The organism is Dyella sp. C9 (assembly GCF_003332825.1).
In the GTDB taxonomy this organism is placed as follows: domain Bacteria; phylum Pseudomonadota; class Gammaproteobacteria; order Xanthomonadales; family Rhodanobacteraceae; genus Dyella.
The window spans coordinates 34,624-57,171 of sequence record NZ_QIRF01000016.1 but is presented as its reverse complement, the minus strand read 5'-3'; the positions used below and the strand labels follow the sequence as shown (position 1 = coordinate 57,171).

Here is a 22,548-nt window from a genome sequence, read left to right as displayed (position 1 = left end):
CATTCCGGCGGAAGCCGGAATCCAGCGCCTTCGGCCTCAGGCGTCATAGTCGCTGGATTCCGGCTTGCGCTGGAATGACGAGCTTATTTCCTGCGCACATCGCGACATACCATGCCCCAACCCACCGCCCTTTGCGTCTATTGCGGCTCCAGCAGCGGCAAGCATCCCCAATACCTCGAGCAGGCCCGCGCCTTCGGCGCCGAGATGGCACGGCGAGGCATCGCGCTGGTCTACGGCGGCGGCAAGGTCGGCCTGATGGGTACGGTGGCCGACGCAGTGCTGGCCGGCGGGGGCGAGGTGATCGGCGTCATCCCGCGCCAGCTGGTCGAGCGCGAGGTGGCACACAAGGGCCTGACCGAACTGGTCGTGGTGGAGACCATGCACCAGCGCAAGACCCGCATGTTCGAGCTGTCCGACGCCTTCGTCGCCCTCCCCGGCGGCTTTGGCACCATGGACGAGATGTTCGAGATGCTCACCTGGGCCCAGCTGGGCCTGCACCGTTTTCCCTGTGCCTTCCTCAATGTGCGCCAATACTATGATCCGCTGCGCGGCATGATGGACCATATGGCCGAGGAAGGTTTCATCACGCCCGGGCAACGCGAGAGTGTATGGTTCGGTGAAGACATGCAGGCGCTATTCGACTGGATGCCCACCTACGAAGGCGACCGCGCCGCGCGGCTGGTCGACAAGCGCATCGTCGACGCCTGATCCCTGCCTCGGCGCACGCCGCAAAGGATTCCCCCATGAGCTCCCCCTCAGCCTTTCGCGCCTTTCGCATCCACAATGACGCCGCCGGCTATCGCGGCGGCATCGAGACGATCGATGCCGACACCTTGAGCGCCGGCCAGGTGCTGGTGAAGGTCGACTACTCCTCGATCAACTACAAGGACGCCCTCGCCGGCACCGGCAAGGGCAAGATCCTTCGCCAGTACCCGCTCAACGGCGGCATCGACCTCGCCGGCCACGTGGTGGCGTCCACCGATCCGGCCTTCAGGGAGGGCGATGCGGTGCTGTGTACCGGCACCGGCCTGTCTGAGACACGCGACGGTGGCTATGCCGAATATGCCCGGCTGGATTCGGTCTGGGCCATCCACCTGCCCAAGGGCCTGAGCCTGCGCGAGAGCATGATCATCGGCACCGCGGGCTTCACCGCTGCCCTGGCCCTGCTGCGCATGCAGGACAACCGCCAGACGCCGGCACTGGGCCCGATCGCCGTGACCGGCGCCACCGGTGGCGTGGGCATGCTCGCCGTCGACATCTTCTCGCGCGCCGGCTATGCGGTACACGCCATCAGCGGCAAGGCCGCCCATTTCGATTTCCTGCGCGACCTGGGTGCGGCCGAGTGCATCGACCGCCACCAGCTCGCCTTCAACGGCAAGCCCTTGGATTCGGCACGCTTCGGCGGCGCCCTGGACAACGTCGGCGGGGCCATGCTGGCGGGCCTGCTGCCGCTGATCGCGCCCTATGGCAACGTCGCGCTTTGCGGCAACGCCGGGGGCATCGGCCTGGAAAGCACGGTGATGCCTTTCATCCTGCGCGGCGTGAGCCTGCTGGGCATCGCCTCGGCCGGTACCGCCCGCGACATCCGGGACCTGGTGTGGGAGCACCTTGCCGGCGACTGGAAACCGCAGCATCTTGAGCGCATTGCCACCCGCGAGGTTTCCCTTGACCAGCTGCCCGACGTATTCGCCCGCATGCTGGCAGGCGAATCCTTTGGGCGCACGGTCGTACGCATAGGCGAAGCCGCGTGAGCGTCGCGCTTGGAAGCATGGCGACAGCGTCTTAGAATCCAACGAAACAACAAGGGGAATTCCACCTTATGGCACGCATCCTGATCGTCGACGATTCGCCGTCGCAGCTGTTGGGCATCAAGCGCATCGTCGAAAAGCTCGGGCACGAGGCGCTGACCGCCGAGGATGGCGCGGCGGGCGTGGAGGCAGCCAGGCGTGAACGCCCCGACCTGATCCTGATGGACGTGGTCATGCCCAACCTCAACGGTTTCCAGGCGACCCGTACGATCAGCAAGGATCCGGATACGTCGCACATTCCCGTGGTACTGGTCACCACCAAGGACCAGGAGACCGACAAGGTGTGGGGCTTGCGCCAGGGCGCCAAGGCCTATGTCACCAAGCCGATCCGGGAAGAGGAACTGGTCACCACGCTCAAGGAGCTGCTGCCGGCCTGAGCTGGCCCAGCCCTCCCGCACAGGAAAACGGCGCCCAGGGGCGCCGTTTTTCATTTCGCCGTATGGACGTCCATCAGTGCCGCGGGTCGTACCCGGCGAACTGCTCGCGCAACGCCTCGTAGGCCTGGCGCTGGGCATCGGTATCGGCGATCGGCGCACGGATCGACAGCTCCACCAGTTGGTCGCCCGGATGCGCGCCCGGCAGGCCACGCCCCTTCAGTCGCAGCTTGCGACCCGACTGCGAGCCGGCCGGGATGCGCAGTTCCACCGTACCCGCCAGCGTCGGCACCGGCACGGTTGCCCCCAGTGCAGCCTCCCACGGGGCAATCGGCAGCACGTGCAGCACGTTGCGCCCGTCCAGGCGGAAACGCGCATCGTCACGGATACCCACCTCCAGCAGCAGGTCGCCGTTGGGGGCACCGCCCATGCCCGGATGCCCTTGCCCGGCCAGCCGGATCACCTGTCCGGGCTGGATGCCGGCAGGGATCTTCACCTCCAGCACCCGTTCCTCGCCACCGCTGCCCTGCAACGCCAGGCGGGTACGGCCGCCGTCGAAGGCGGTCTGCAGGTCGATCTGCACATGCGCATGCACGTCGCCGCCGCGGCGCGCACGCGGTGCACCGCGATGACCTGGTCCGCCACGGCCGCCAAACAGGCTCTCGAAAAAGTCGCTGAAATCACCGTCACCGGCACCAGCGCCGCCAAAGTCGAAGCCATGGCTCTGGTTCCAGCCCGGCGGTGGGCGGAACTGTTCTCCGCCACGATAGCCGCCGGCGCGAAGTTCATCGTAGGCGCGGCGCTTCTCGGCGTCGCGAAGCACTTCATTGGCCTCGTTGATCGCCTTGAATTTATCTTCGGCCCCGGCGTCCTTGTTCTTGTCCGGGTGGTATTTCTTGGCCAGCTTGCGATAAGCGGCCTTGATCTCGGCCTCGGTGGCCTCGGGCTTTACGCCCAGGATCTCGTAATAGTCTTTGAATTCCACTGCCACTCCCCGGCGATCGGCCCGCCCAGCCTGGCATGCGGGGCATCTTGGCCTCCCCGCCTACCCGCCGGCAAGGCCGAACCCGCCCGACACGTTTGGGTGATGCATGGCGCTGACCGCCACCCTCTCTATGGTGGTTGAGATGGGTGCGAAAAGAGCGTGATTCAAGGCGACAAGCCGGCGAACAGGCGCTAGCATCCGGCTCCTCTTCCCTCCAAAGACAGGCACCCACCATGAGCATCCAGGTCGGCCAGACCCTGCCCGACGTCGAGATCCGGGCGATCGGCGACGGCATCCAAGAAGCGCACACCGGCCAGCTCTTCGCCGGCCGCAAGGTGGTGCTGTTCGCCGTGCCCGGCGCCTTCACCCCGACCTGCTCCAACCGCCACCTGCCCGGCTACGTCCAGCACTACGCCGAGTTCCAGCAGCGCGGCATCCAGGTGATGTGCCTGGCAGTCAACGACGCCTTCGTGATGCAGGCCTGGGCCGCCTCGCAAAACGTGCCGCACAGCCTGCTGATGCTGGCCGACGGCAATGGCAGCTTCACCCGTGCACTGGGCCTGGAGCTCGACGGCAGCGCCTACGGCATGGGCCTGCGCTCCCGCCGTTTCGCGCTGTACGCCGAGGACGGCGTGGTGAAGCAACTGCACGTCGAGGCGCCGGGCGAATTCCGCGTGTCGACCGCCGAGGCCATGCTGGAAGCACTGGGCTGACCACTTCATCGCCGCGGCGTGAGCGCCATCGGCTGAGCGCCAGCGTGTTCGTCGTCGTCCGCAAGGGCGACGACATCCTCCTGCTGCGACGCGCGGCTACTGGCTGGATGGATGGCCATCTGAGCCTGCCGGCAGGTGGACTGGAAGCGAGCGAAACCATGCTCGACGCCGCCGTACGTGAGCTGCGCGAGGAAACCGGCCTGCTGGCGACCACCGACGACCTGCAACTGATCCATCTGCTTCACTGCCGCAGCGGGAAGGGTGGCGACGAGTGGCTGGGCGCTTTCTTCCTCGCGGAGCGATGGCGCGGTTCGCCCGTACTCGGCGAACCCCACAAGCATGACCAGTTGAGCTGGCATGCCCTGGACCGGCTGCCGGCCAGCCTCATTCCTTACGTGCGGCAGGGCCTGGATCTGGGGTTACGCAAGATCGTCCATTCCAGCTTTGGCTGGTGAAGCACGCGCCGATGTCGGCATGCGCTTCACCCTGCCCACGATAAGCTCGCCCGGTGTCCATCCAGAGGTGGCGCTGCCATGAGCGATCCCGTACGGCGCATGCCGGGCCCTGACCACCCGATTGCGCTTGAGCCCAGCCCCCTGCACATCGTGGTGAAGGTTGCCGGCAAGGTGGTGGCTGACAGCCACGCTTCGCTGGAACTGCGCGAGGCCAGCTATCCCCCGGTCTACTACATCCCTCGCAGTGACGTGGACATGTCGCTGCTCGAGCGCAGCAACCACCACACCTACTGCCCCTACAAGGGCGACTGCGCCTACTTCAGCATTCCGCTTGCGGGAGATCGCGGCATCAATGCGGTCTGGACCTACGAGGCGCCTTACGAGGCGGTGGCCCCCATCAAGGATCATCTCGCGTTCTACACGACGCGGGTCGATTCGTTTTCCATCATGACGGACTGAACCTGGCCACATCGCTACGACGTCTCGATCGGCGAAGCCAACAAAAAACCCCGGCCAGGCCGGGGTTTTTGTTGACGATGCCGGGCCGGCTTACTCGGTGGCTGGCGGCGTATCGGCGTCCGGCGCGGCGGCACCGGTTTCACCCGAGGCTTCGTCGCCCTCGCCGTTGTCGGTCTCGGCATCCAGGCGCACCACGCTCACCAGCTTCTCGTCGGCCGGCAGGCGGATCAGGGTCACACCCTGGGTGTTGCGACTCAGCTGCGATACCTCGGCGACGCGGGTACGCACCAGCGTGCCCTGGTCGGAGATCAACATCATCTCGTGCGCCTCGGTGACCTGCGTCGCCGCCACCAGCGCGCCATTGCGCTCGGAGCACTGGATGCCGATCACGCCCTGCGTGCCACGGCCCTTCTTCGGGAACTCGTCGAGCACCGTGCGCTTGCCGTAGCCACGCTCGGTGGCGGTGAGGATGTCGCCCTCCGCGGCCACGATCAGCGAAACCACTTCGGCGTCATCGGCGAGCTTCATGCCACGCACACCGGTGGCGGTGCGGCCCATCGAGCGCACCTCCGATTCGTCGAAGCGCACCGTCTTGCCGTTGGACGCGAACAGCAGCACATCGCTGTTGCCGTCGGTGAGCGCCACGTTGACCAGCGCATCGCCCTCGTCGAGGTTGATGGCGATCTTGCCCTTCTGCAGCTGGAAGGCGAATTCGGTAAGCGGCGTCTTCTTCACCGTGCCCTGGCGGGTGGCGAAGAACACGAAGCGGTCTTCCGAGTACTCGCGCACCGGCAGCACGGCCTGCACCTTCTCGCCCTGGGCCAGCGGAAGCAGGTTGACCATCGGCTTGCCGCGCGCGTTCGGACCCGACTCCGGCATCTGGTACACGTTGAGCCAGTACACGCGCCCCGTGCTGGTGAAGGTGAGCAACGTGTCATGGGTGTTCACCACCCACAGCTGCTCGACGAAATCCTCGTCCTTCAGTGCCGACGCCGAACGGCCCTTGCCGCCGCGGCGCTGCGCACGATAGGTGCTGGCCGGCTGGCGCTTGACGTAACCGGTGTGCGACAGCGTGACGACCACGTCTTCCGGCGCGATCAGGTCGAGGACGTTGAGGTCTTCCTGCGAGTGCTGGATCTCGGTGCGGCGCGCGTCGCCGTACTCCTCGTTGATCACCTTCAGCTCGTCGCGGATCACCGCGAGCAGGCGCTCGGGATCCTCCAGGATCTGGATCAGGCCGCGGATGGTTTCGAGCACCAGGCGGTACTCCTCCGACAGCTTCTCCTGCTCCAGGCCGGTAAGGCGATGCAGGCGCATGGCCAGGATTTCCTGGGCCTGCACTTCGGACAGCTGGTAACCGTCGGCCTTGAGGCCGTCGCGCGGGTCCATGTCTTCCGGACGCGAGGCTTCGGCGCCCGTGGCCGCCAGCAGCGTCGATACCATGCCCGGCTGCCACTTGCGCGCCAGCATGCGCTCACGCGCTTCCTGCGGCGAGGCCGAGGTGCGGATCAGCTCGATCATCTCGTCGATGTTGGCGAGCGCGACGGTGAGGCCTTCGAGGATGTGCGCGCGGGCACGAGCCTTGCGCAGTTCGAAAATGGTACGGCGCGTCACCACTTCGCGGCGGTGGCGGATGAATGCCTCAAGGATGTCCTTGAGGTTGAGCAGGCGCGGCTGGCCGTCCAGAAGGGCGACCATGTTGATGCCGAAGGTGACCTGCAGCTGCGTCTGCTGGAACAGGTTGTTGAGCACCACGTCGGCCATCGCGTCGCGACGGATCTCGATCACCACGCGCATGCCGTCCTTGTCCGACTCGTCGCGCAGCTCGCTGATGCCCTCGATCTTCTTTTCCTTGACCAGCTCGGCGATCTTCTCGATCAGGCGAGCCTTGTTCACCTGGTACGGCAGCTCGTGGACGAGGATCGTCTCGCGGCCGTTGGATTCGGTCTCGATCTCGGTCTTGGCGCGCACCAGGATGCGGCCACGGCCCGTGCGGTACGCCTCGACGATGCCGGACGAACCGTTGATGATGCCCGCGGTCGGGAAGTCCGGACCGGGGATGTACTGCATCAACTCGTCGATCGACAGCGAGGGGTTGTCGATCAGCGCGATGGTGGCCGCGATCACCTCGTTGAGGTTGTGCGGCGGCACGTTGGTGGCCATGCCCACCGCGATGCCGGCGGAGCCGTTCACCAGCAGGTTGGGCACGCGGGTCGGCAGGACCAGCGGCTCCTGCTCGCTTTCGTCGTAGTTGGGACCGAAGTCGACGGTTTCCTTGTCGATGTCGGCGAGCAGTTCGTGCGTGAGGCGCGACATGCGCACCTCGGTGTAACGCATGGCGGCGGCGTTGTCGCCGTCGACCGAACCGAAGTTGCCCTGGCCATCGACCAGCATGTAGCGCAGCGAGAACGGCTGGGCCATGCGCACGATCGCGTCGTAGACCGAGGCGTCGCCGTGCGGGTGGTACTTACCGATCACGTCACCGACCACGCGGGCCGATTTCTTGTAGGGCTTGTTCCAGGCATTGCCCAGTTCGTTCATGGCGAACAGGACGCGGCGGTGCACTGGCTTGAGGCCATCGCGCACATCCGGAAGGGCGCGCCCGACGATCACGCTCATGGCGTAATCGAGGTAGCTCTGGCGCATCTCGTCTTCGATGTTGACGCGAATGACTTCTTTGGCGAGTTCTGCCATCAATCGGCTTCCCTGATGATGAAAACGGTCCCACGCACGCACCGGACGGTGCCCGCGTCAGCGACGTGGAGGCAACCTATGGAGTGTACCACGTCCCGCGCCGGAATAACAGTATTTTTTCTTTTGCAATCAATAACTTACGCAGACGTCTTGGCGCGCTTGAAAAGCACCCCGCGAGCCGTCGCGAAATTGACCAGCGAAGCCGCCGCCGAGCTGGCCGCCACGGCGATCGCCGGCCAGCGATGCAGCCACGGATAGATCATCAGGATGACCGCGTACGCGGCATAGTTGACCACCGCGCCCACGCTCATCAATGCGATCCAGTGCGCCCACTCGGCCACCAGCGAGCGACCGCTCTCGCGATGCGCGAACGTGTAGCGCCGGTTCCACAGCCACGTGGCCGTGGCCGCGGAAAGGAACGACACCACGCGGGCAAGATAGGCATTCCAGTGGGCGAAGCTCACCAGCGCCTGCACCACGCCAGCGTCCACCACCAGGCCGATGGCACCACCGACGCCGAACAGCAGCACTTGCTTGCGCAGACTCATGAGCCGAACAGCGCCTGCATGGCCTTGATGGTCGGACGTTCGATCACGCCCTTCTCGGTGACGATCGCGTCGATCAATTCCGCGGGCGTCACGTCGAACACCGGGTTCCATGCCTCGGCACCCTCGACCACCGTGCGGCGACCCGCCACGGCGAGCAACTCGGCCGAATCGCGCAGCTCGATCTCGATGTCGTCGCCCGAGGCGGTGGCCATGTCCACCGTGGACGAGGGAGCGACCACCATGAACTTCACGCCGTGGTGGCGCGCCGCGATGGCCAGCTGGTAGGTGCCGATCTTGTTGGCGGTATCGCCATTGGCGGCGATGCGGTCGGCGCCGACGATCACCCACTGCACTGCGCCCGAACGCATCAGGTGCGACGCGGCCGAGTCGGCGATGAGCTTGGCGGGAATCCCATCGCGCACGAGTTCCCACATGGTCAGGCGCGCGCCCTGCTGCCAGGGTCGCGTTTCGCCGGCAAAGACCTGCTCGATGCGGCCGTTGGCCACGCCGGCGCGGATCACGCCCAGCGCCGTGCCAAAGCCCGCCGTGGCCAGCGAGCCGGTGTTGCAGTGGGTCATCACGCCCGAATGCGGGGCAATCAGGGCGGCGCCCAGCTCACCCATGTGCCGGTTGGCAGCCAGGTCCTCGTCCTGGATGGCCTGGGCCTCGCGCTCCAGCGCGGCAGCGTCGGCGCCACCGGCGATGCGCGCCTTCATGCGGTCCAGCGCCCACATCAGGTTGACCGCGGTCGGGCGTGCGGCACGCAGCATGGCCAGGGCCGCGTCCAGCGGCTCGCCCTGGCGGGCGGCCAGCACCACGCCCCAGGCCGCGGCGATGCCGATGGCCGGCGCGCCGCGCACGGCGAGATCCTTGATGGCCTGGGTAACGTCGGCGGCGCTGCGGCAGTCGATCCAGCGCTCCTCCTGCGGCAGCAGGCGCTGGTCGAGCAGGCGCAGGTGATCACCTTGCCATTGCACGGCACGGATGCGGTCGTAACGGTCGAAATCCATAAACGGTCTTGCCAAGCGGTGAAAGGAAAGCGGCGGAACGGGAGATCCGCCGCGCAATATCAGGGGCCGTCAGGCATCAGCAGCCACAACACCAGGTAGGCCACCACGCCAGAGCCGCCGAGGAAGGTCAGCACGATCCAGAGCACGCGGACCAGGGTGGGATCCCAACCCAGGTATTCGGCAATACCACCGCACACCCCGGCGATCTTCCTGTCGGTGAGCGAACGATGCAGGCGCTTTTCCATGACCAAAACCCCATCCTGTGGATAGGGCCTAGTTTCGCGTACTAAGCCACTGATGGATAGCGGGCGGTACCTCGCGCTGGGCACGGCTGGACACGTAGATGCCGATATGGCCGCCCTTGAAGGCCAGCTGGGTGTAGTCGGTGGTGCCCACGTGCCGTCCCAGCGCGCGCGAGGCATCCGGCGGCACCAGATGATCCTGCTCGGCGAAAATGTTCAGCACCGGCTGCGTGATCATGCCCAGATCCACCGGCTTGCCGCCGATGACGATCTCGCCCTTGATCAGTTTGTTCTGCTGGTAGAATTCCTTGATGAACTCGCGGAACGCTTCGCCCGCCTGATCGGGCGAGTCGAAGATCCAGCGCTCCATGCGCAGGAAGTTCTGCAACTCCTTCGGGTTGTCGAGGATGTCGACCAGGCCCACGTATTTCTGCTGGTTCAGGCGCACGGGCTTGAGCGTGAGATAGACCCAGTTGAGCAGTTCGGCCGGGATATTGCCCACGGTATCGACGAAGCGATCCACGTCGACCTCGCGCGACCAGCTGGACAGCATGTTGTCCGGCGTCTGGAAATCGACCGGCGTCACCATGGTCACCAGGTTCTTGACCTTGCTGGCGTGGGTGGCCGCATAGCACAGCGAGAAAGTGCCGCCCTGGCAAATGCCGAGCAGGTTGATGGCCTCCACGCCGGCCGCCTTGCGCACGGCGTCGACGCAGCGGTCGAGATAGCCATTGATGTAGTCGTCCAGGGTCAGCCAGCGATCGGCGCCATCCGGATAACCCCAGTCGAGCAGATAGATGTCCTCGCCCTGCTCAAGCAGGTTGCGCACCAGCGAGCGATCCTCCTGCAGGTCGGTCATCCACACCGTGTTGACCAGCGCATAGACGATCAGCGTCGGCGTCTTGGCGGTCGGCTTGCCCTGCCCCTTCATGTGCCACAGGGTCAGCTTGTCCTCGCGGTAGACGGCCTCGCGCGGCGTGTTGGCGTATTCCGGTTCTGGCTGGTGCGCCAGATTGGGGAAGCCGGCGGACAGCTTGCGCTGGAACGCGGACACTTCGCCGAGCAGCGTCGCGGGATCGAGTCGGAACGGGGGGAACATGTGTCTTCCTTACTTGCGCGTGCGCGTGGCGCCACGCACGACCGACTTGCGGGCAGCCACCGCGGCGGCAGGCTTGGGCCTGCGCACGACGGCCTCGTCCTCTTCCATGCTGCGCTTGGCGCTGCGCGTGGCGGGCTTCTTTGCCGGCAGCTTGGCTGGCGCGTCGCGCCCGGCCAGTTCGCGCTTCAGTGTCGCCACCTCGGCGCGCAAGGCAGCCACTTCGTCCGCCGCCTCCGGGGATGCGCCGACACGCACTTCGCGGCGCAGCTCCTGCAGGCGCTTGCCCAGCGCGCTGACCTCGCTGCGCGTGGGCATGCCCAGTTCACGACAGAACACATCGAGCTGCTGCCGCTGCAGTTCGCGCACGCGACTCTGTGCATTGACCATCTCGCCGTAGGCGTGACGGAATTCCTCCGACAGGGCTATCTGCGCGTACGCTTCCTCGGCTCCGTCGACCCACAGGTCGTACAGCGCCTTCAGCGATTCGACCTGCCGTGTCGTATCGGTGAGTTCGGCCAGCTTGGCCTGCAGTCGCTCGAAACCCTCGGTGTTGGCGCGCTGGATCAGCGCCTGATACCGGCCTGACCACTCCAGGTATTCCTGCATGGCCGCGGCAAGCGCCTGCTGCTGCAGCTGGCGTTCGCGGGTGTAACCGAAGGCCGCCATGTGCTCCATGTCGAAGCGCGCGCCCGGCATCGCACCCTGGCTGGCCTGCAGCCAGGACTGCCACATCTGGCCGAAGCTGCGTGCAGCTTCGCTGTCGATGCTGGCGAAGGCATGGGCAAACGGCTGGCCGCCAAGGCTGCCGAACAGATGCTGCAGCGATTGCTGCCAGTCGGCGCCACTCTGGCCAAGGCCGCTTCCCACCGCGCCCTGCAGCCATTCGCCGTAACCCTTGATGGCCGCCATGCTGCGCGCCAGCAGGTCGTCACCACTGCCGCCGGAAGCCGCGTGGGCGGCGGTACCAAATGGAGTCGCCGTGCCGGCTTGCTGTTGCAGGTAACGCGTCCAGGCATCCCAGGATTGCTGCGCCATTGCCTGGTATTCCTTCAACAAATCACTTGCCTGCTCGGCCATGCCCGCATCCTCGTCAACCTGCCAGCATCGTAGCAAAAGCATGTTGCACCGAACGCAAAATACGCATTAGCGCCAGATGCCCTGGCTTGCTGCAGTGCAAGAAAAACGAAAGCCCGGCACGGGGCCGGGCTTTCGCGACTTCTTGCTGAGCTCGAGGCTTAGGCGTTGGCGCCTTCGTCCTCGGCCACGGCCTTCATGGACAGGCGGATACGGCCCTGCTTGTCCACTTCCAGCACCTTGACCTTGACGATGTCGCCTTCCTTCAGCTTGTCGGAGACCTTCTCCACGCGCTCGCTGGAGATCTGCGAGACGTGCACCAGGCCGTCCTTGCCCGGCATGATGGTCACGAACGCGCCGAAGTCCATCAGCTTGGCAACCTTGCCTTCGTAGATGCGGCCCGGCTCGACGTCGGACACGATCTGCTCGATGCGTGCCTTGGCGGCGTTGGCAGCCTCGCGGTTGACCGAGGCGATGACCACGGTGCCGTCGTCGCTGATGTCGATGGTGGTGCCGGTCTCTTCGGTGATCGAGCGGATGGTGGCGCCGCCCTTGCCGATGACTTCGCGGATCTTGTCCGGGTGGATCTTGATGGTGAGCAGGCGCGGGGCGTACTCGCTCATCTCCGAACGGGCGGTAGTGATGACCTTGGCCATCTCGCCGAGGATATGCAGGCGACCCTGCTTGGCCTGGGCCAGCGCGGTACGCATGATCTCTTCGGTGATACCGTCGATCTTGATGTCCATCTGCAGCGCGGAAATGCCCTCGGCGCTACCGGCCACCTTGAAGTCCATGTCGCCCAGGTGATCTTCGTCACCCAGGATGTCGGACAGCACGACGAAGTCGTCGCCTTCCTTGACCAGACCCATGGCGATGCCGGCCACCGGCGACTTCAGCGGCACGCCGGCGTCCATCATGGCCAGCGAGGAACCGCACACCGAGGCCATCGACGAGGAACCGTTGGACTCGGTGATTTCCGAGACCACGCGGATCACGTACGGGAACTCTTCGATGGTCGGCTTGACGGCCTGCACGCCGCGCTTGGCAAGACGGCCGTGGCCGATCTCGCGACGCTTCGGCGCGCCGAAGCGGCCAGCCTCGCCCACCGAGAACGGCGGGAAGTTGTAGTGGAACAGGAAGGCATCCTTCGACTCGCCTTCCGGCGCGTCGATGATCTGCGCATCGCGGGTGGTGCCCAGCGTGGTCACGACCAGCGCCTGGGTTTCGCCGCGGGTGAACAGCGCCGAACCATGGGTACGCGGCAGCACGCCGACGCGCACGCTGATCGGGCGGATGTCGTCCAGGTTGCGGCCGTCGATGCGGACCTTGGTCTTCAGCACGCCGTCGCGCATGGTGCGGTATTCGAGCTCGGCGAATTCCTTCGACAGCTCGGCCTTGTCCCAGCCCTTGGCTTCGGCGTCGGCGGCCAGCGAGGCCAGCACGTCGGCCTTGATGGCGGCGATGGCGTCACGGCGCTGCAGCTTGTCGCGCACCTGGAAAGCGGTTTCCAGCTGGTTGCCGACGGCACCCTTGAGGGCGGCGATCAGCGACTCGTTGCGGGCCGGGGCTTCCCACACCATGGACGGACGGGCCGCCTCGGTGGCGAGCTCGGCAATGGCGCGGATGGCCACCTGCATCTGCTGGTGACCGAACACCACGGCGCCCAGCATGACGTCCTCGGACAGCAGCTTGGCTTCCGACTCGACCATCAGCACGGCGTTGGAGGTACCGGCGACCACCAGATCCAGCGCCGAGGTCTTCAGCTCGGTCGCGGTCGGGTTGAGCAGGTACTTGCCATCGGCGTAGCCCACGCGGGCGGCGCCGATCGGGCCCTTGAACGGGATGCCGGCGAGGCTCAGCGCGGCGGACGCGCCCAGCATGGCCGGGATGTCGCCGTCGATCTCGGGGTTCAGCGAGACGACCTGTGCGATGACCTGCACTTCGTTCTTGAACTCTTCCGGGAACAGCGGACGCACCGGACGATCGATCAGACGCGAGGTGAGCGTCTCCTTCTCGGTCGGGCGGCCTTCGCGCTTGAAGAAGCCACCCGGGATGCGACCCGCGGAGTAGAACTTCTCGACGTAGTCGACGGTAAGCGGGAAGAAGTCCTGGCCTTCTTTCGCCTTGGCGTTGGCCACCACGGTGACCAGCACCACGGTGCCGCCCATGCTGACCATGACGGCACCGGAAGCCTGGCGGGCGATTTCGCCCGTCTCCAGTGTGACTTCGTGATTACCGAACTGGAATGACTTGGTTACTTTCGCCACTGTCTTTTCCTGAATTTTGGAGTGCGGCCAGGGATGACCGCATTTTGATCTTTGCGCTCACGAATGAGCGCAAAACCATGGAATTAGCGACGGAGGCCGAGGCGCTCGATGAGGCTCTGGTAACGAGCCAGGTCACGATCCTTCAGGTACGCCAGCAGGCGCTTGCGCTGGTTGACCAGCTTGAGCAGGCCGCGGCGCGAGTGGTGGTCCTGCTTGTGGGCCTTGAAATGGTCGGTCAGGTGGTCGATGCGGGCCGACAGCAGGGCGACCTGGACTTCCGGCGAACCGGTGTCGTTCGCCACGCGGCCGAAGTCAGCGATGATCTTGCCGGTCTGTTCTGCGGTAAGGGACATGGGTATCTCTTCCTAAAAAAACGGGTGCGAAGCTTGCGCAACATCACTTGGATGACGTTGCGCAAGCTTCGCCTTGATGAATGAAAAGTTTCGAACAAGCTCCGTATTGTAACTAGCGGAGCCCAAAGACAACAAGACCGTCATGCGGGGCGGTCGCGTGGGGCAGCCGGCGGCAGGTTGAAGCCCCGGACGATGGACAACCGCCCGCCCGCCGCTTCGCCCAGGGCCAACAGGCGGCCGTCCTCGCCAAACACGGCCAGTCGCCCCGCCATCGACGGATCCAGCGGAATCTGTTGCCCTTGTGAGACAGCCAGGCTGCGCGTCGCGTCCAGACGCAGCTCGGGCAGACCGGCCAGACCGGCCGAGACCGGCAGCAGCAGCGCCAGCAAGGCTTCGTCGCCCTGCGCGGCGGCCGCCTGCAACTGCTCAACAGTGACCATGGCCGGCGCCATGAACGGCTCCACCCATAGCCGGCGCAAGGCCGTCAGATGGGCGCCGCACCCCAGGTCCTCGCCCAGATCCACGGCCAGGCTGCGCACATAGGTGCCCGAGCCGCATTCCACGTAGAGGGTGAGGCTCTCCGCGGTACGGGAGAGTACGTCCAGCCGGTAGACCTCCACCTCGCGGGCCGGCACGTCCACGGCCTCACCGCGACGGGCCTTCACGTAGAGCGGCTCGCCATCCCTCTTGATCGCCGAATAGGCAGGGGGTACCTGGGTGATGCGGCCACGCAGCTTGGCCAGCGACTGCTCGATGGCCTCGTCGGTCAGGGGCGGCACCGGCCGCTCCTGCACGATCTCGCCCTCGAGGTCGGCCGTGGAGGTGGTGGCGCCCAGCCGACATTCGGCCAGGTAGGCCTTGCGTGAGCCCAGCAACATGCCGGCGATCTTGGTGGCCTCGCCGAAACACAGCGGCAGCAGTCCACTGGCAAGCGGGTCCAGCGCGCCGGTATGGCCACCCTTCTCCGCCCGGAAAATACCCTTGCGCACCACCTGCAGGGCCTGGTTTGAACTCAGGCCCAGCGGCTTGTCCAGCAGCACGATGCCGTGGAGATCGCGAAAACGTATCCGCCGCTTCATCAGTCTTCGGTGCTTTCCTCGTCCGGCGCCACGGTACGGGCGCCGTCCTGGCGCAACAGGGTTTCAATGCGCTCGCCCTTGTCGACCGAGTCGTCGTACTTGAAGCGCAGCTCCGGCACGCGGCGCAGGCGCATGCTGCGCGACAGCGTGCGGCGGAATTCGCCGGCCAGCTCGTTGAGCGCCTTCACCGCCTCCTTGGACTGCTCGGACAGCAGCGCGGTCACCCAGACGGTGGCGAAGTCGAGGTCGCGGGTCACTTCCACGTCGGAGACGCTGACCGACGGCAGGCCGTGGTCGCGCACGGCGGCATGGACCAGCAGACCCAGTTCGCGGCGCAGCTCGGCGCCGACCCGATCGGTTCGCTTGAAATCGCGTGAGGGCATGAAAGCCTCCTTGGACGCCACAGGGGCGAGGGGCGAGTAGCGAGGGCGCCAACGCCGCAGTTTACGGAAAAAACGCAAAGCCCGGGCAGGACTGCCCGGGCTTCGGAGGCTTGCCGGACATGGGGTTTTCGCGCCCTCGCTACTCACCCCTCGTCCCGCGGTTACAGCGTGCGGGCCACCTCGATACGCTCGAAGCACTCGATCTGGTCACCGACCTTGACGTCGTTGTACTGCTTCACGGCGATACCGCATTCCATGCCGTTGCGCACTTCGTCGACCAGGTCCTTGAAGCGACGCAGCGATTCCAGTTCGCCCTGGAAGACCACGGTGTTGTCACGCAGCACGCGGATCGGCTTGCTGCGCTTGACCGTACCTTCGATGACCATGCAACCGGCCACCGCGCCGAACTTGGAGCTGCGGAACACTTCGCGCACCTGGGCGATACCGATGATCTCTTCGCGCACTTCCTTGCCCAGCAGACCCGAAGCGGCCTGCTTCACCTGGTCGATCACGTCGTAGATGATCGAGAAGTAGCGGACGTCGAGGCCCGAGGTATCGATCACCTTGCGCGCCGAGGCGTCGGCACGGACGTTGAAGCCGATGACCAGCGCCTTGGAGGCGGCAGCCAGGGTGGCGTCGGACTCGGTGATGCCGCCGACGCCGGCTGCGATCACGTTGACCTTCACGTTCTCGTTGCCGATCGCGCTGAGCGACTCACGCAGCGCCTGCACCGAACCCTGCACGTCGGCCTTGACCAGGATGTTGAGCGTCTGCTGCTCGGCACCCTGGGCCATCTGGGCCATGATGTCCTCAAGGCGGTTGGCCTTGCTGACCATGCGCGTCTCGCGGCGCTTGAGCTGGCGTTCGGCGGCCACTTCACGGGCGAGGCGCTCATCGGCCACCACCACGAAGTCGTCGCCCGACTCCGGCACGCCGGACAGACCCAGCACCTGCACCGGAATCGACGGGCCGGCTTCCTGCACGGTCTTGCCGTTCTCGTCGATCAGTGCGCGCATGCGGCCGTATTCGATGCCACACACCACGAAGTCGCCGCGCTTGAGCGTGCCCTGCTGCACCAGCACCGTCGCCACCGGGCCGCGACCGCGGTCCAGGCTGGACTCGATCACCACGCCGGACGCCGGGCCGTCTTCGACCGCCTTCAGCTCCATCACTTCGGCCTGGACCAGGATGGCGTCGAGCAGATCGTCGATGCCCATACCGGTCTTGGCCGAGATCGGCACGAACGGCGTGTCGCCACCCCACTCTTCCGGAATCACTTCCAGGTTGCCGAGGCCCTGCTTGACGTGGTCCGGATTGGCGTCGGCCTTATCCATCTTGTTGAGCGCCACGATCAGCGGCACCTTGGCGGCGCGCGCATGCTTCACGGCTTCGGCTGTCTGCGGCATGACGCCGTCGTCAGCTGCGACCACCAGCACCACGATATCCGTGGATTGGGCGCCACGTGCACGCATCGAAGTGAATGCCGCGTGGCCCGGGGTATCCAGGAACGTGATGACGCCCTTGGGCGTTTCCACGTGATACGCACCGATGTGCTGGGTGATGCCACCCGCTTCACCCGACGCGACCTTGGTGCGGCGGATGTAGTCGAGCGTTGAGGTCTTGCCGTGATCGACGTGGCCCATGATGGTGACCACCGGCGGACGCGGCTTCTTCTCGCCCTCCAGCTCAGCGCTCTGCGTGTGGGCAGCCAGCGCGGCCTCGGCGTTGTTCTCGCTGACGGCCACGGCCTTGTGGCCGAGCTCCTCGACCACCAGCACCGCGGTGTCGTGGTCGATGGTCTGGTTGATGGTGGCCATCACGCCCATCTTGAACAGGGCCTTGACCACTTCCGAACCCTTGACCGCCATCTTGTTGGCGAGGTCGGCGACCACGTTGTTGTCACCCACCACCACTTCGCGCACGACCGGCGCGGTGGGACGGGAGAAACCGTGGGCACCGCCGGCTGCCGGCGCACCGGCACGCGGCACGTCGCGACTTGGGCCCTTGCCAGGCTTGCCGCGCTTGTTGGAGCGACGGGCGCGATCGGCATCACTGAGATGCAGTTCGCCACCGGCAAAACGCTTGCCGCCCACGACGTCTTCACGATCGCGACCGTGGCGAGCCTTGCCTCGATTGTCACCCGTGCCCGTGCCCGTCGCGGCAGCGGCTGGCGCGGGGGCGGGGGCTGGCGCAGGAGCCGGTGCGGGCGCAGCCACCACCTTCTTCTCGCGGCGACGCGGTTCATGGATGCGCGGCACGATCATGCCGAGCGAGCTGTGGTCGATCTTCTGCACCACCGGCTCGGGTGCCGCCGCGGCCTTCTCGACCGGCTCGGCACTGGTCGGCTCGGCCGGGGCAGGAGCCGGCGCAGCGGCCTGTGCGGCAGCCTCGCGCTCCTGCTGTTCCTTGGCGCGTGCCGCGGCCTCGGCCTCCGCCTGCTGGCGGCGCTGAGCTTCCTCGGCCTCGCGCTTCGCGGCCTCTTCCTCGCGCTGCCGGACTTCTTCCTGGCGGCGGCGATCGGCCTCGATACGCTCGTTTTCTTCATGCTCGCGCTGCTGCTGCGACTCCTGCAGCTTGCGCGCGGCGTCTTCGCGCTCGGCATCGCCACCGGCCTCTTCGGCGATGACGCTGCGCTTGACGTAGGTTCGCTTGGCGCGCACCTCGACGTTCACCGTCTTGGCACCACCGGCGGCGCCACGGGCGCCCGGCGTCGACAGCTTCAGCTCGCCGCGCGTGCTGCGCTTGAGCGTGATCTGGCGTGGGGATTCGCCCTCGCCTTCGCTCGACGCTTCCTTGCCGTGGCTACGGCGCAGAAAGCCAAGCAGCTACATCTTTTCAGTGCTGCTGATGATCTGCTCAGGATCCGAGAAGGACATGCCTGCCTGACTCAGCTGCGTCAGCAGCCTGTCGACGGGCACCTTCATGCTCTGGGCCAGTTGTTTGATCGTTTCACCGGACATCGTGTTCTTTCTCCGCCGTTCCCGCGCTTATCGTCCGTGCGGCCTTGCCTGCACGGCCACCCCCATCCCTGGTGGAAGGCCGTTGCAGGCCCTCCTCGGCGCGCCCCTCCGGGGCGCTACCGCCCGCGGTTAGCCGCCCTTCTCCAGACGCGCGATCATCGGCGCACGCGCCGCCATGATCAGCGCTGCAGCGCGATCCTCGTCCATGCCCTCGATATCGATGAGGTCGTCCACGGCCAGGTCGGCCAGGTCGTCCACGGTCACGATCTCGCGCGAAGCCAACGCGAACGCGGTGGCTTCATCCATGCCTGACAGGTGCAGCAGCTCTTCCGACGGCTGATGCTCGTCGATGCCCTCTTCCACTGCCAGCGCCTCAGTGAGCAGCGCATCACGGGCACGGGCGCGCAGCTCCTCGACGATGTCTTCGTCAAAGCCTTCGACAGCCAGCAGCTCGGCGCTGGGCACGTAGGCGATTTCCTCGACGCTGGAGAAGCCTTCCTGCACGAGGATGTTGGCGATCTCCTGGTCCACTTCCAGCTTGTCCATGAACAGCTGGCGTGCAGCTTCCTGCTCGGCCTCGCTCTTGGCGGCGACCTGGTCCTGCGTCATCACATTGAGCTGCCAGCCAGTGAGCTTGCTGGCGAGGCGCACGTTCTGGCCACCGCGACCGATGGCCTGGGACAGCTTGTCCTCGGCCACGGCGATGTCCATGGAGTGCTTTTCCTCGTCCATGATGATGGACTGCACTTCGGCCGGCGCCATCGCGTTGATGACGTACTGGGCCTGGTTCTCGTGCCACAGGATGATGTCGACGCGTTCACCGTTGAGCTCGTTGGACACCGCCTGCACACGCGAACCGCGCATGCCGATGCACGCGCCGATGGGATCGGTGCGGGTGTCGTGCGCGACCACGGCGATCTTGGCGCGGTCGCCCGGATCGCGGGCGCAGCCCTTGATCTCGACCAGGCCCTGGCCCACTTCCGGCACTTCCAGCTTGAACAGCTCGATCATGAATTCCGGGGCGGCGCGCGACACGAACAGCTGCGGGCCACGGGCTTCGGAACGAACTTCGTAGAGGTAGCCACGGACGCGGTCGCCCACGCGGGCCGACTCGCGCGGAATGGTCTTGTCGCGCGGGATGAAGGCCTCGGCGTTGCTGCCCAGGTCTAGGTAGACGTTGCCGCGCTCGACGCGCTTGACGATGCCGGTGACCAGCTCGCCCACGCGCTCCTGGAACGCATCGACCACCTGCTGGCGCTCGGCTTCGCGCACGCGCTGCACGATCACCTGCTTGGCGGCCTGGGCGGCGATGCGGCCGAATTCGGCGTTCTCGATCTGAGTCTCGATGAACTCGCCGACCTGCGCGTCTTCGCGCTCGTCGACAGCGTCCATCAGGCGCACCTGGTGGTACGGCGACTCCATCTCACCGTCGTCCGCGATGATCTCCCAGCGACGGAAGGTCTCGTAGTCACCGCTGTGGCGGTCGATGGTGACGCGGATATCCGGATCCTCATCCGGATAGCGCTTCTTGGCCGCGGACGCGAGCGCCGCTTCCATCGCCTGGAAAATCACTTCGCGCGGCACGCCCTTTTCGTTGGCAACCGCGTCAACCACCAGCAAAAGTTCTTTGCTCATTGCAGCAACTCCGTAGACGCCACCGGCGCCCGATCGGTTTCGATTGATTTACTTCTTCGAGGCCTTCTTGCCCGGCGCCTTGCCCGGCTTGGGCTGCGGCACGTAACCGAGCGCCACCCAGTCGGGCACCACGCGCGCGCTTTCCACCGCATCGTGGTCAAACTCGAAGGTCTTCCCCTCGGCTTCCAGCGAAATCCGCTCGCCATCGACCGACACTACCTTGCCGCGCAAGCGACGACGGCCTTCCAGCGGGGCCTTCAGCAGGACCTTCACTTCCGTACCGGCCACCTTGGCAAACTGCGCCGCAGTGAACAGTGGGCGGTCGATGCCGGGCGAGGAAACCTCCAGAACGTAATGCCCCGGAATCGGATCTTCCACGTCCAACAGCGCCGACAGCTCGCGACTGGCGCCTTCGCAATCGTCCAGGCCGACTTCACGGCCCTCGGCGTCCAGATAGACCCGCAGGGTACTCTGCCCCTGCGACGGGGAGAACTCCACACCGATGCATTCCAGCCCCAAATCGGCCAGAACCTCGGTGAAACGTTGAGCGAGTGCCTGCGTGTCCATGATTCGTCTACCGTTACCTGTCGCCAGAAACAAAAAATGGGCTCAAGCGGCCCATTCCCTTATCTCGCCGATGTCCCGACCCATCCAGACCTTTCCGGGGCACCGCACGGCCAGCATCAAAGCAGCCTGTGACACAAGTGCGACGCTTCCGTGCGCCCAACAAAAAAGCCTCACGAGGAGGCTTTCTTGTTCTTCTAAGAAAGATCTGGTAGCGGGGGCAGGATTCGAACCTGCGACCTTCGGGTTATGAGCCCGACGAGCTGCCAGACTGCTCCACCCCGCATCAGAGTCCAGAAATATTAGCGAGATGGCCGATTTCTTGCAAGCCTTTTCGCAAAAAAATTTCAGATATCTGAAGTAATCGCCATGGCGGATGACAGCCGCCATGGCAGACATCAGCCTACGAACACCCGCTGGCACCAGCTGAACAGCGGGCCCCAGCCGATGCCCAGCACCAGCAACGCCCGCACGTTGAGCGAAAGCACCACGCGAACCGACACGTCGCCCTGCAGGCGGATCTCAGTACCCTCGACCGGCTTGTCGAAGTACATCACCTTGACCACGCGCAGGTAGTAGTACAGGCCGATGATGGCGAACACCGCGCCGACGATAGCCAGCCACAGGAAGCCTGCATGGATCGCGGCCTGGAACACCATCAGCTTGCCGAAGAAGCCGAACAGCGGCGGCACGCCGGCCAGCGAGAACATCACCAGCATCATGAGGAACGCAGCCCACGGCGAACGCTGGTTCAGGCCCTTGAGGTCGTCGATTTCCTCGCATTCGAAACCGGCACGGGCGAGCGCCAGGATCAGGCCGAAGGCCGCGGCGCCGGTCAGCGCGTAGCTGATGGCGTAGAACAGCGCGGAGGCGTAACCCTCGGGACCGGCGTTGACCAGGCCCAGCAGCAGGTAGCCCATGTGCGAGATGGTCGAATAGGCCAGCAGGCGCTTGAGGTTGCTCTGCACGATGGCAACGATGTTGCCGATCGCCAGCGAGAGCACCGCCAGGCAGGCCAGCATCAGCTGCCAGTCGTAGGCCAGGTCGCCCAGGCCCGAGGCCAGCAGGCGGTAGGCCATGCCGAACGCGGCCAGCTTCGGCGCCGAACCGATGAAGATGGTCACTGCCGTCGGCGAACCCTGGTACACGTCCGGGATCCACATGTGGAACGGCGCCGCGCCGAGCTTGAAGCCGATGCCCACGATCATGAAGATCAGGCCGAACACCAGCAGGTGCGGCATGGACGTCTGGGTGGCGGCGACGTGCAGGTGGGCCAGGTCAAGCGTGCCGGTAGCGCCGTAGACCATCGACATGCCGTACAGCAGCATGCCCGAGGCCAGCGCGCCCAGCACGAAGTACTTGATGGCCGCCTCGGAGGACAGGCGCGAGTCACGGTTCAGGGCAACCAGCGCGTACGACGACAGCGTCAGCAGTTCCAGGCCCAGGTACACCATGATCAGGTTGCCGGCCGAAACCAGCAGCATGATGCCGATCACCGCGAAGATGGTGAGCGTGTAGAACTCGCCCACGAACAGCTTGCGGTCCATCAGGTAGGGCTTGGCGTAGATGAACACCAGCACCGTGGTCAACAGCGCGAAGACCTTGAGGATCTCCGCCACGCCGTCGCGGACGAACATGCCATTGAAGGCGGTGACCGCCTGGCTGGGCTGGCCTTCTACCACAAGGTAGATGCCCACCAGCAGGACGGCGATGGAGAGCCAGTGCAGCAGCGGACGCTGTTCGGCCTTCATGAAGGCGTCCAGCAACAGCAGCAAGCACGCCGCCGCCACCAGATACAGCTCCGGCAACAGGATCAGAATGTCATTGAAATTCGGCATGATCGGTC

At 65.6% G+C, this 22,548-nt stretch carries 20 protein-coding genes, 1 tRNA gene and 1 pseudogene; 6 read left to right on the top strand and 16 right to left on the bottom strand.

Annotated features, from left to right (window positions below):
- The first annotated feature begins 111 nt into the window (after positions 1-111).
- From DVU99_RS16030 to pilH, 3 genes are all read left to right on the top strand, one after another.
- Positions 112-708, top strand: a complete 597-nt coding sequence (locus DVU99_RS16030; RefSeq protein ID WP_114241233.1) for a TIGR00730 family Rossman fold protein — start codon at positions 112-114, stop codon at positions 706-708.
- Between the two features lie 35 nt (positions 709-743).
- Positions 744-1,751 (top strand): YhdH/YhfP family quinone oxidoreductase, encoded by a 1,008-nt coding sequence (locus DVU99_RS16025; protein ID WP_114241232.1) that lies wholly within the window; start codon positions 744-746, stop codon positions 1,749-1,751.
- A gap of 68 nt (positions 1,752-1,819) precedes the next feature.
- Positions 1,820-2,185: a twitching motility response regulator PilH gene (gene pilH / locus DVU99_RS16020; RefSeq protein ID WP_114241231.1), complete on the top strand. Its 366-nt coding sequence runs from the start codon at positions 1,820-1,822 to the stop codon at positions 2,183-2,185.
- A 73-nt stretch (positions 2,186-2,258) separates the two neighbouring features.
- Here pilH and DVU99_RS16015 read toward each other — a convergent pair whose 3' ends face one another.
- Positions 2,259-3,167: a DnaJ C-terminal domain-containing protein gene (locus DVU99_RS16015; RefSeq protein ID WP_114241230.1), complete on the bottom strand. Its 909-nt coding sequence runs from the start codon at positions 3,165-3,167 to the stop codon at positions 2,259-2,261.
- A 233-nt stretch (positions 3,168-3,400) separates the two neighbouring features.
- On the opposite strand from DVU99_RS16015, the gene DVU99_RS16010 reads away from it, so the two are divergent.
- The 3 genes from DVU99_RS16010 (at position 3,401) to DVU99_RS16000 (ending at position 4,794) form a co-directional block, all read left to right on the top strand.
- Positions 3,401-3,880 (top strand): peroxiredoxin, encoded by a 480-nt coding sequence (locus DVU99_RS16010; protein WP_114241229.1) that lies wholly within the window; start codon positions 3,401-3,403, stop codon positions 3,878-3,880.
- Positions 3,835-4,335 (top strand): NUDIX domain-containing protein, encoded by a 501-nt coding sequence (locus tag DVU99_RS16005; protein WP_255412920.1) that lies wholly within the window; start codon positions 3,835-3,837, stop codon positions 4,333-4,335. Before DVU99_RS16010 ends, DVU99_RS16005 begins: the two co-directional genes overlap by 46 nt.
- Positions 4,336-4,413: 78 nt before the next feature.
- On the top strand, positions 4,414-4,794 hold the full coding sequence (locus tag DVU99_RS16000) for a DUF427 domain-containing protein (protein ID WP_114241228.1): 381 nt from the start codon (positions 4,414-4,416) through the stop codon (positions 4,792-4,794).
- 90 nt (positions 4,795-4,884) lie between these two features.
- Here the strand turns inward: DVU99_RS16000 and gyrA are convergent, their stop codons facing one another.
- The 15 genes and pseudogenes from gyrA to nuoN form a co-directional block, all read right to left on the bottom strand.
- Positions 4,885-7,488 carry a DNA gyrase subunit A gene (gene gyrA / locus DVU99_RS15995; RefSeq protein ID WP_114241227.1) on the bottom strand — a complete coding sequence of 868 codons (2,604 nt, stop codon included), beginning with the start codon at positions 7,486-7,488 and terminating at the stop codon, positions 4,885-4,887.
- Positions 7,489-7,625: 137 nt separating this feature from the next.
- Positions 7,626-8,036 carry a GtrA family protein gene (locus tag DVU99_RS15990; protein ID WP_114241226.1) on the bottom strand — a complete coding sequence of 137 codons (411 nt, stop codon included), beginning with the start codon at positions 8,034-8,036 and terminating at the stop codon, positions 7,626-7,628.
- Complete coding sequence (gene mtnA / locus DVU99_RS15985; RefSeq protein WP_114241225.1) at positions 8,033-9,046, bottom strand: S-methyl-5-thioribose-1-phosphate isomerase; 1,014 nt, start codon at positions 9,044-9,046, stop codon at positions 8,033-8,035. Before mtnA ends, DVU99_RS15990 begins: the two co-directional genes overlap by 4 nt.
- Positions 9,047-9,105: 59 nt before the next feature.
- Positions 9,106-9,291 carry a PspC domain-containing protein gene (locus tag DVU99_RS15980; protein WP_114241224.1) on the bottom strand — a complete coding sequence of 62 codons (186 nt, stop codon included), beginning with the start codon at positions 9,289-9,291 and terminating at the stop codon, positions 9,106-9,108.
- Between the two features lie 28 nt (positions 9,292-9,319).
- Positions 9,320-10,387: a class III poly(R)-hydroxyalkanoic acid synthase subunit PhaC gene (gene phaC, locus DVU99_RS15975; protein WP_114241223.1), complete on the bottom strand. Its 1,068-nt coding sequence runs from the start codon at positions 10,385-10,387 to the stop codon at positions 9,320-9,322.
- Between the two features lie 9 nt (positions 10,388-10,396).
- Positions 10,397-11,464 carry a poly(R)-hydroxyalkanoic acid synthase subunit PhaE gene (locus DVU99_RS15970; protein WP_114241222.1) on the bottom strand — a complete coding sequence of 356 codons (1,068 nt, stop codon included), beginning with the start codon at positions 11,462-11,464 and terminating at the stop codon, positions 10,397-10,399.
- A gap of 158 nt (positions 11,465-11,622) precedes the next feature.
- Entirely contained in the window at positions 11,623-13,728 is a 2,106-nt protein-coding gene (gene pnp, locus DVU99_RS15965) for a polyribonucleotide nucleotidyltransferase (protein ID WP_114241221.1), read from the bottom strand.
- 83 nt (positions 13,729-13,811) lie between these two features.
- Positions 13,812-14,081 carry a 30S ribosomal protein S15 gene (gene rpsO, locus DVU99_RS15960; protein ID WP_114241220.1) on the bottom strand — a complete coding sequence of 90 codons (270 nt, stop codon included), beginning with the start codon at positions 14,079-14,081 and terminating at the stop codon, positions 13,812-13,814.
- Positions 14,082-14,221: 140 nt separating this feature from the next.
- A complete protein-coding gene (gene truB / locus DVU99_RS15955) occupies positions 14,222-15,160 on the bottom strand; it encodes a tRNA pseudouridine(55) synthase TruB (protein WP_114241219.1) in 939 nt (312 codons plus the stop codon).
- Positions 15,160-15,543, bottom strand: a complete 384-nt coding sequence (rbfA, locus tag DVU99_RS15950) for a 30S ribosome-binding factor RbfA (RefSeq protein ID WP_114241218.1) — start codon at positions 15,541-15,543, stop codon at positions 15,160-15,162. Before rbfA ends, truB begins: the two co-directional genes overlap by 1 nt.
- Before the next feature lie 161 nt (positions 15,544-15,704).
- Positions 15,705-18,503, bottom strand: a pseudogene (gene infB, locus DVU99_RS15945) (translation initiation factor IF-2).
- 129 nt (positions 18,504-18,632) lie between these two features.
- Positions 18,633-20,138 (bottom strand): transcription termination factor NusA, encoded by a 1,506-nt coding sequence (nusA, locus tag DVU99_RS15940; protein ID WP_114241217.1) that lies wholly within the window; start codon positions 20,136-20,138, stop codon positions 18,633-18,635.
- Positions 20,139-20,186: 48 nt separating this feature from the next.
- The gene (rimP, locus tag DVU99_RS15935) at positions 20,187-20,705 is read right to left on the bottom strand and encodes a ribosome maturation factor RimP (protein ID WP_114241216.1); all 519 of its coding nucleotides are present in this window, start codon (positions 20,703-20,705) and stop codon (positions 20,187-20,189) included.
- Positions 20,706-20,911: 206 nt separating this feature from the next.
- Positions 20,912-20,988, bottom strand: a tRNA-Met gene (locus tag DVU99_RS15930).
- Between the two features lie 112 nt (positions 20,989-21,100).
- A complete protein-coding gene (gene nuoN / locus DVU99_RS15925; RefSeq protein WP_114241215.1) occupies positions 21,101-22,540 on the bottom strand; it encodes an NADH-quinone oxidoreductase subunit NuoN in 1,440 nt (479 codons plus the stop codon).
- Positions 22,541-22,548: the final 8 nt, after the last annotated feature.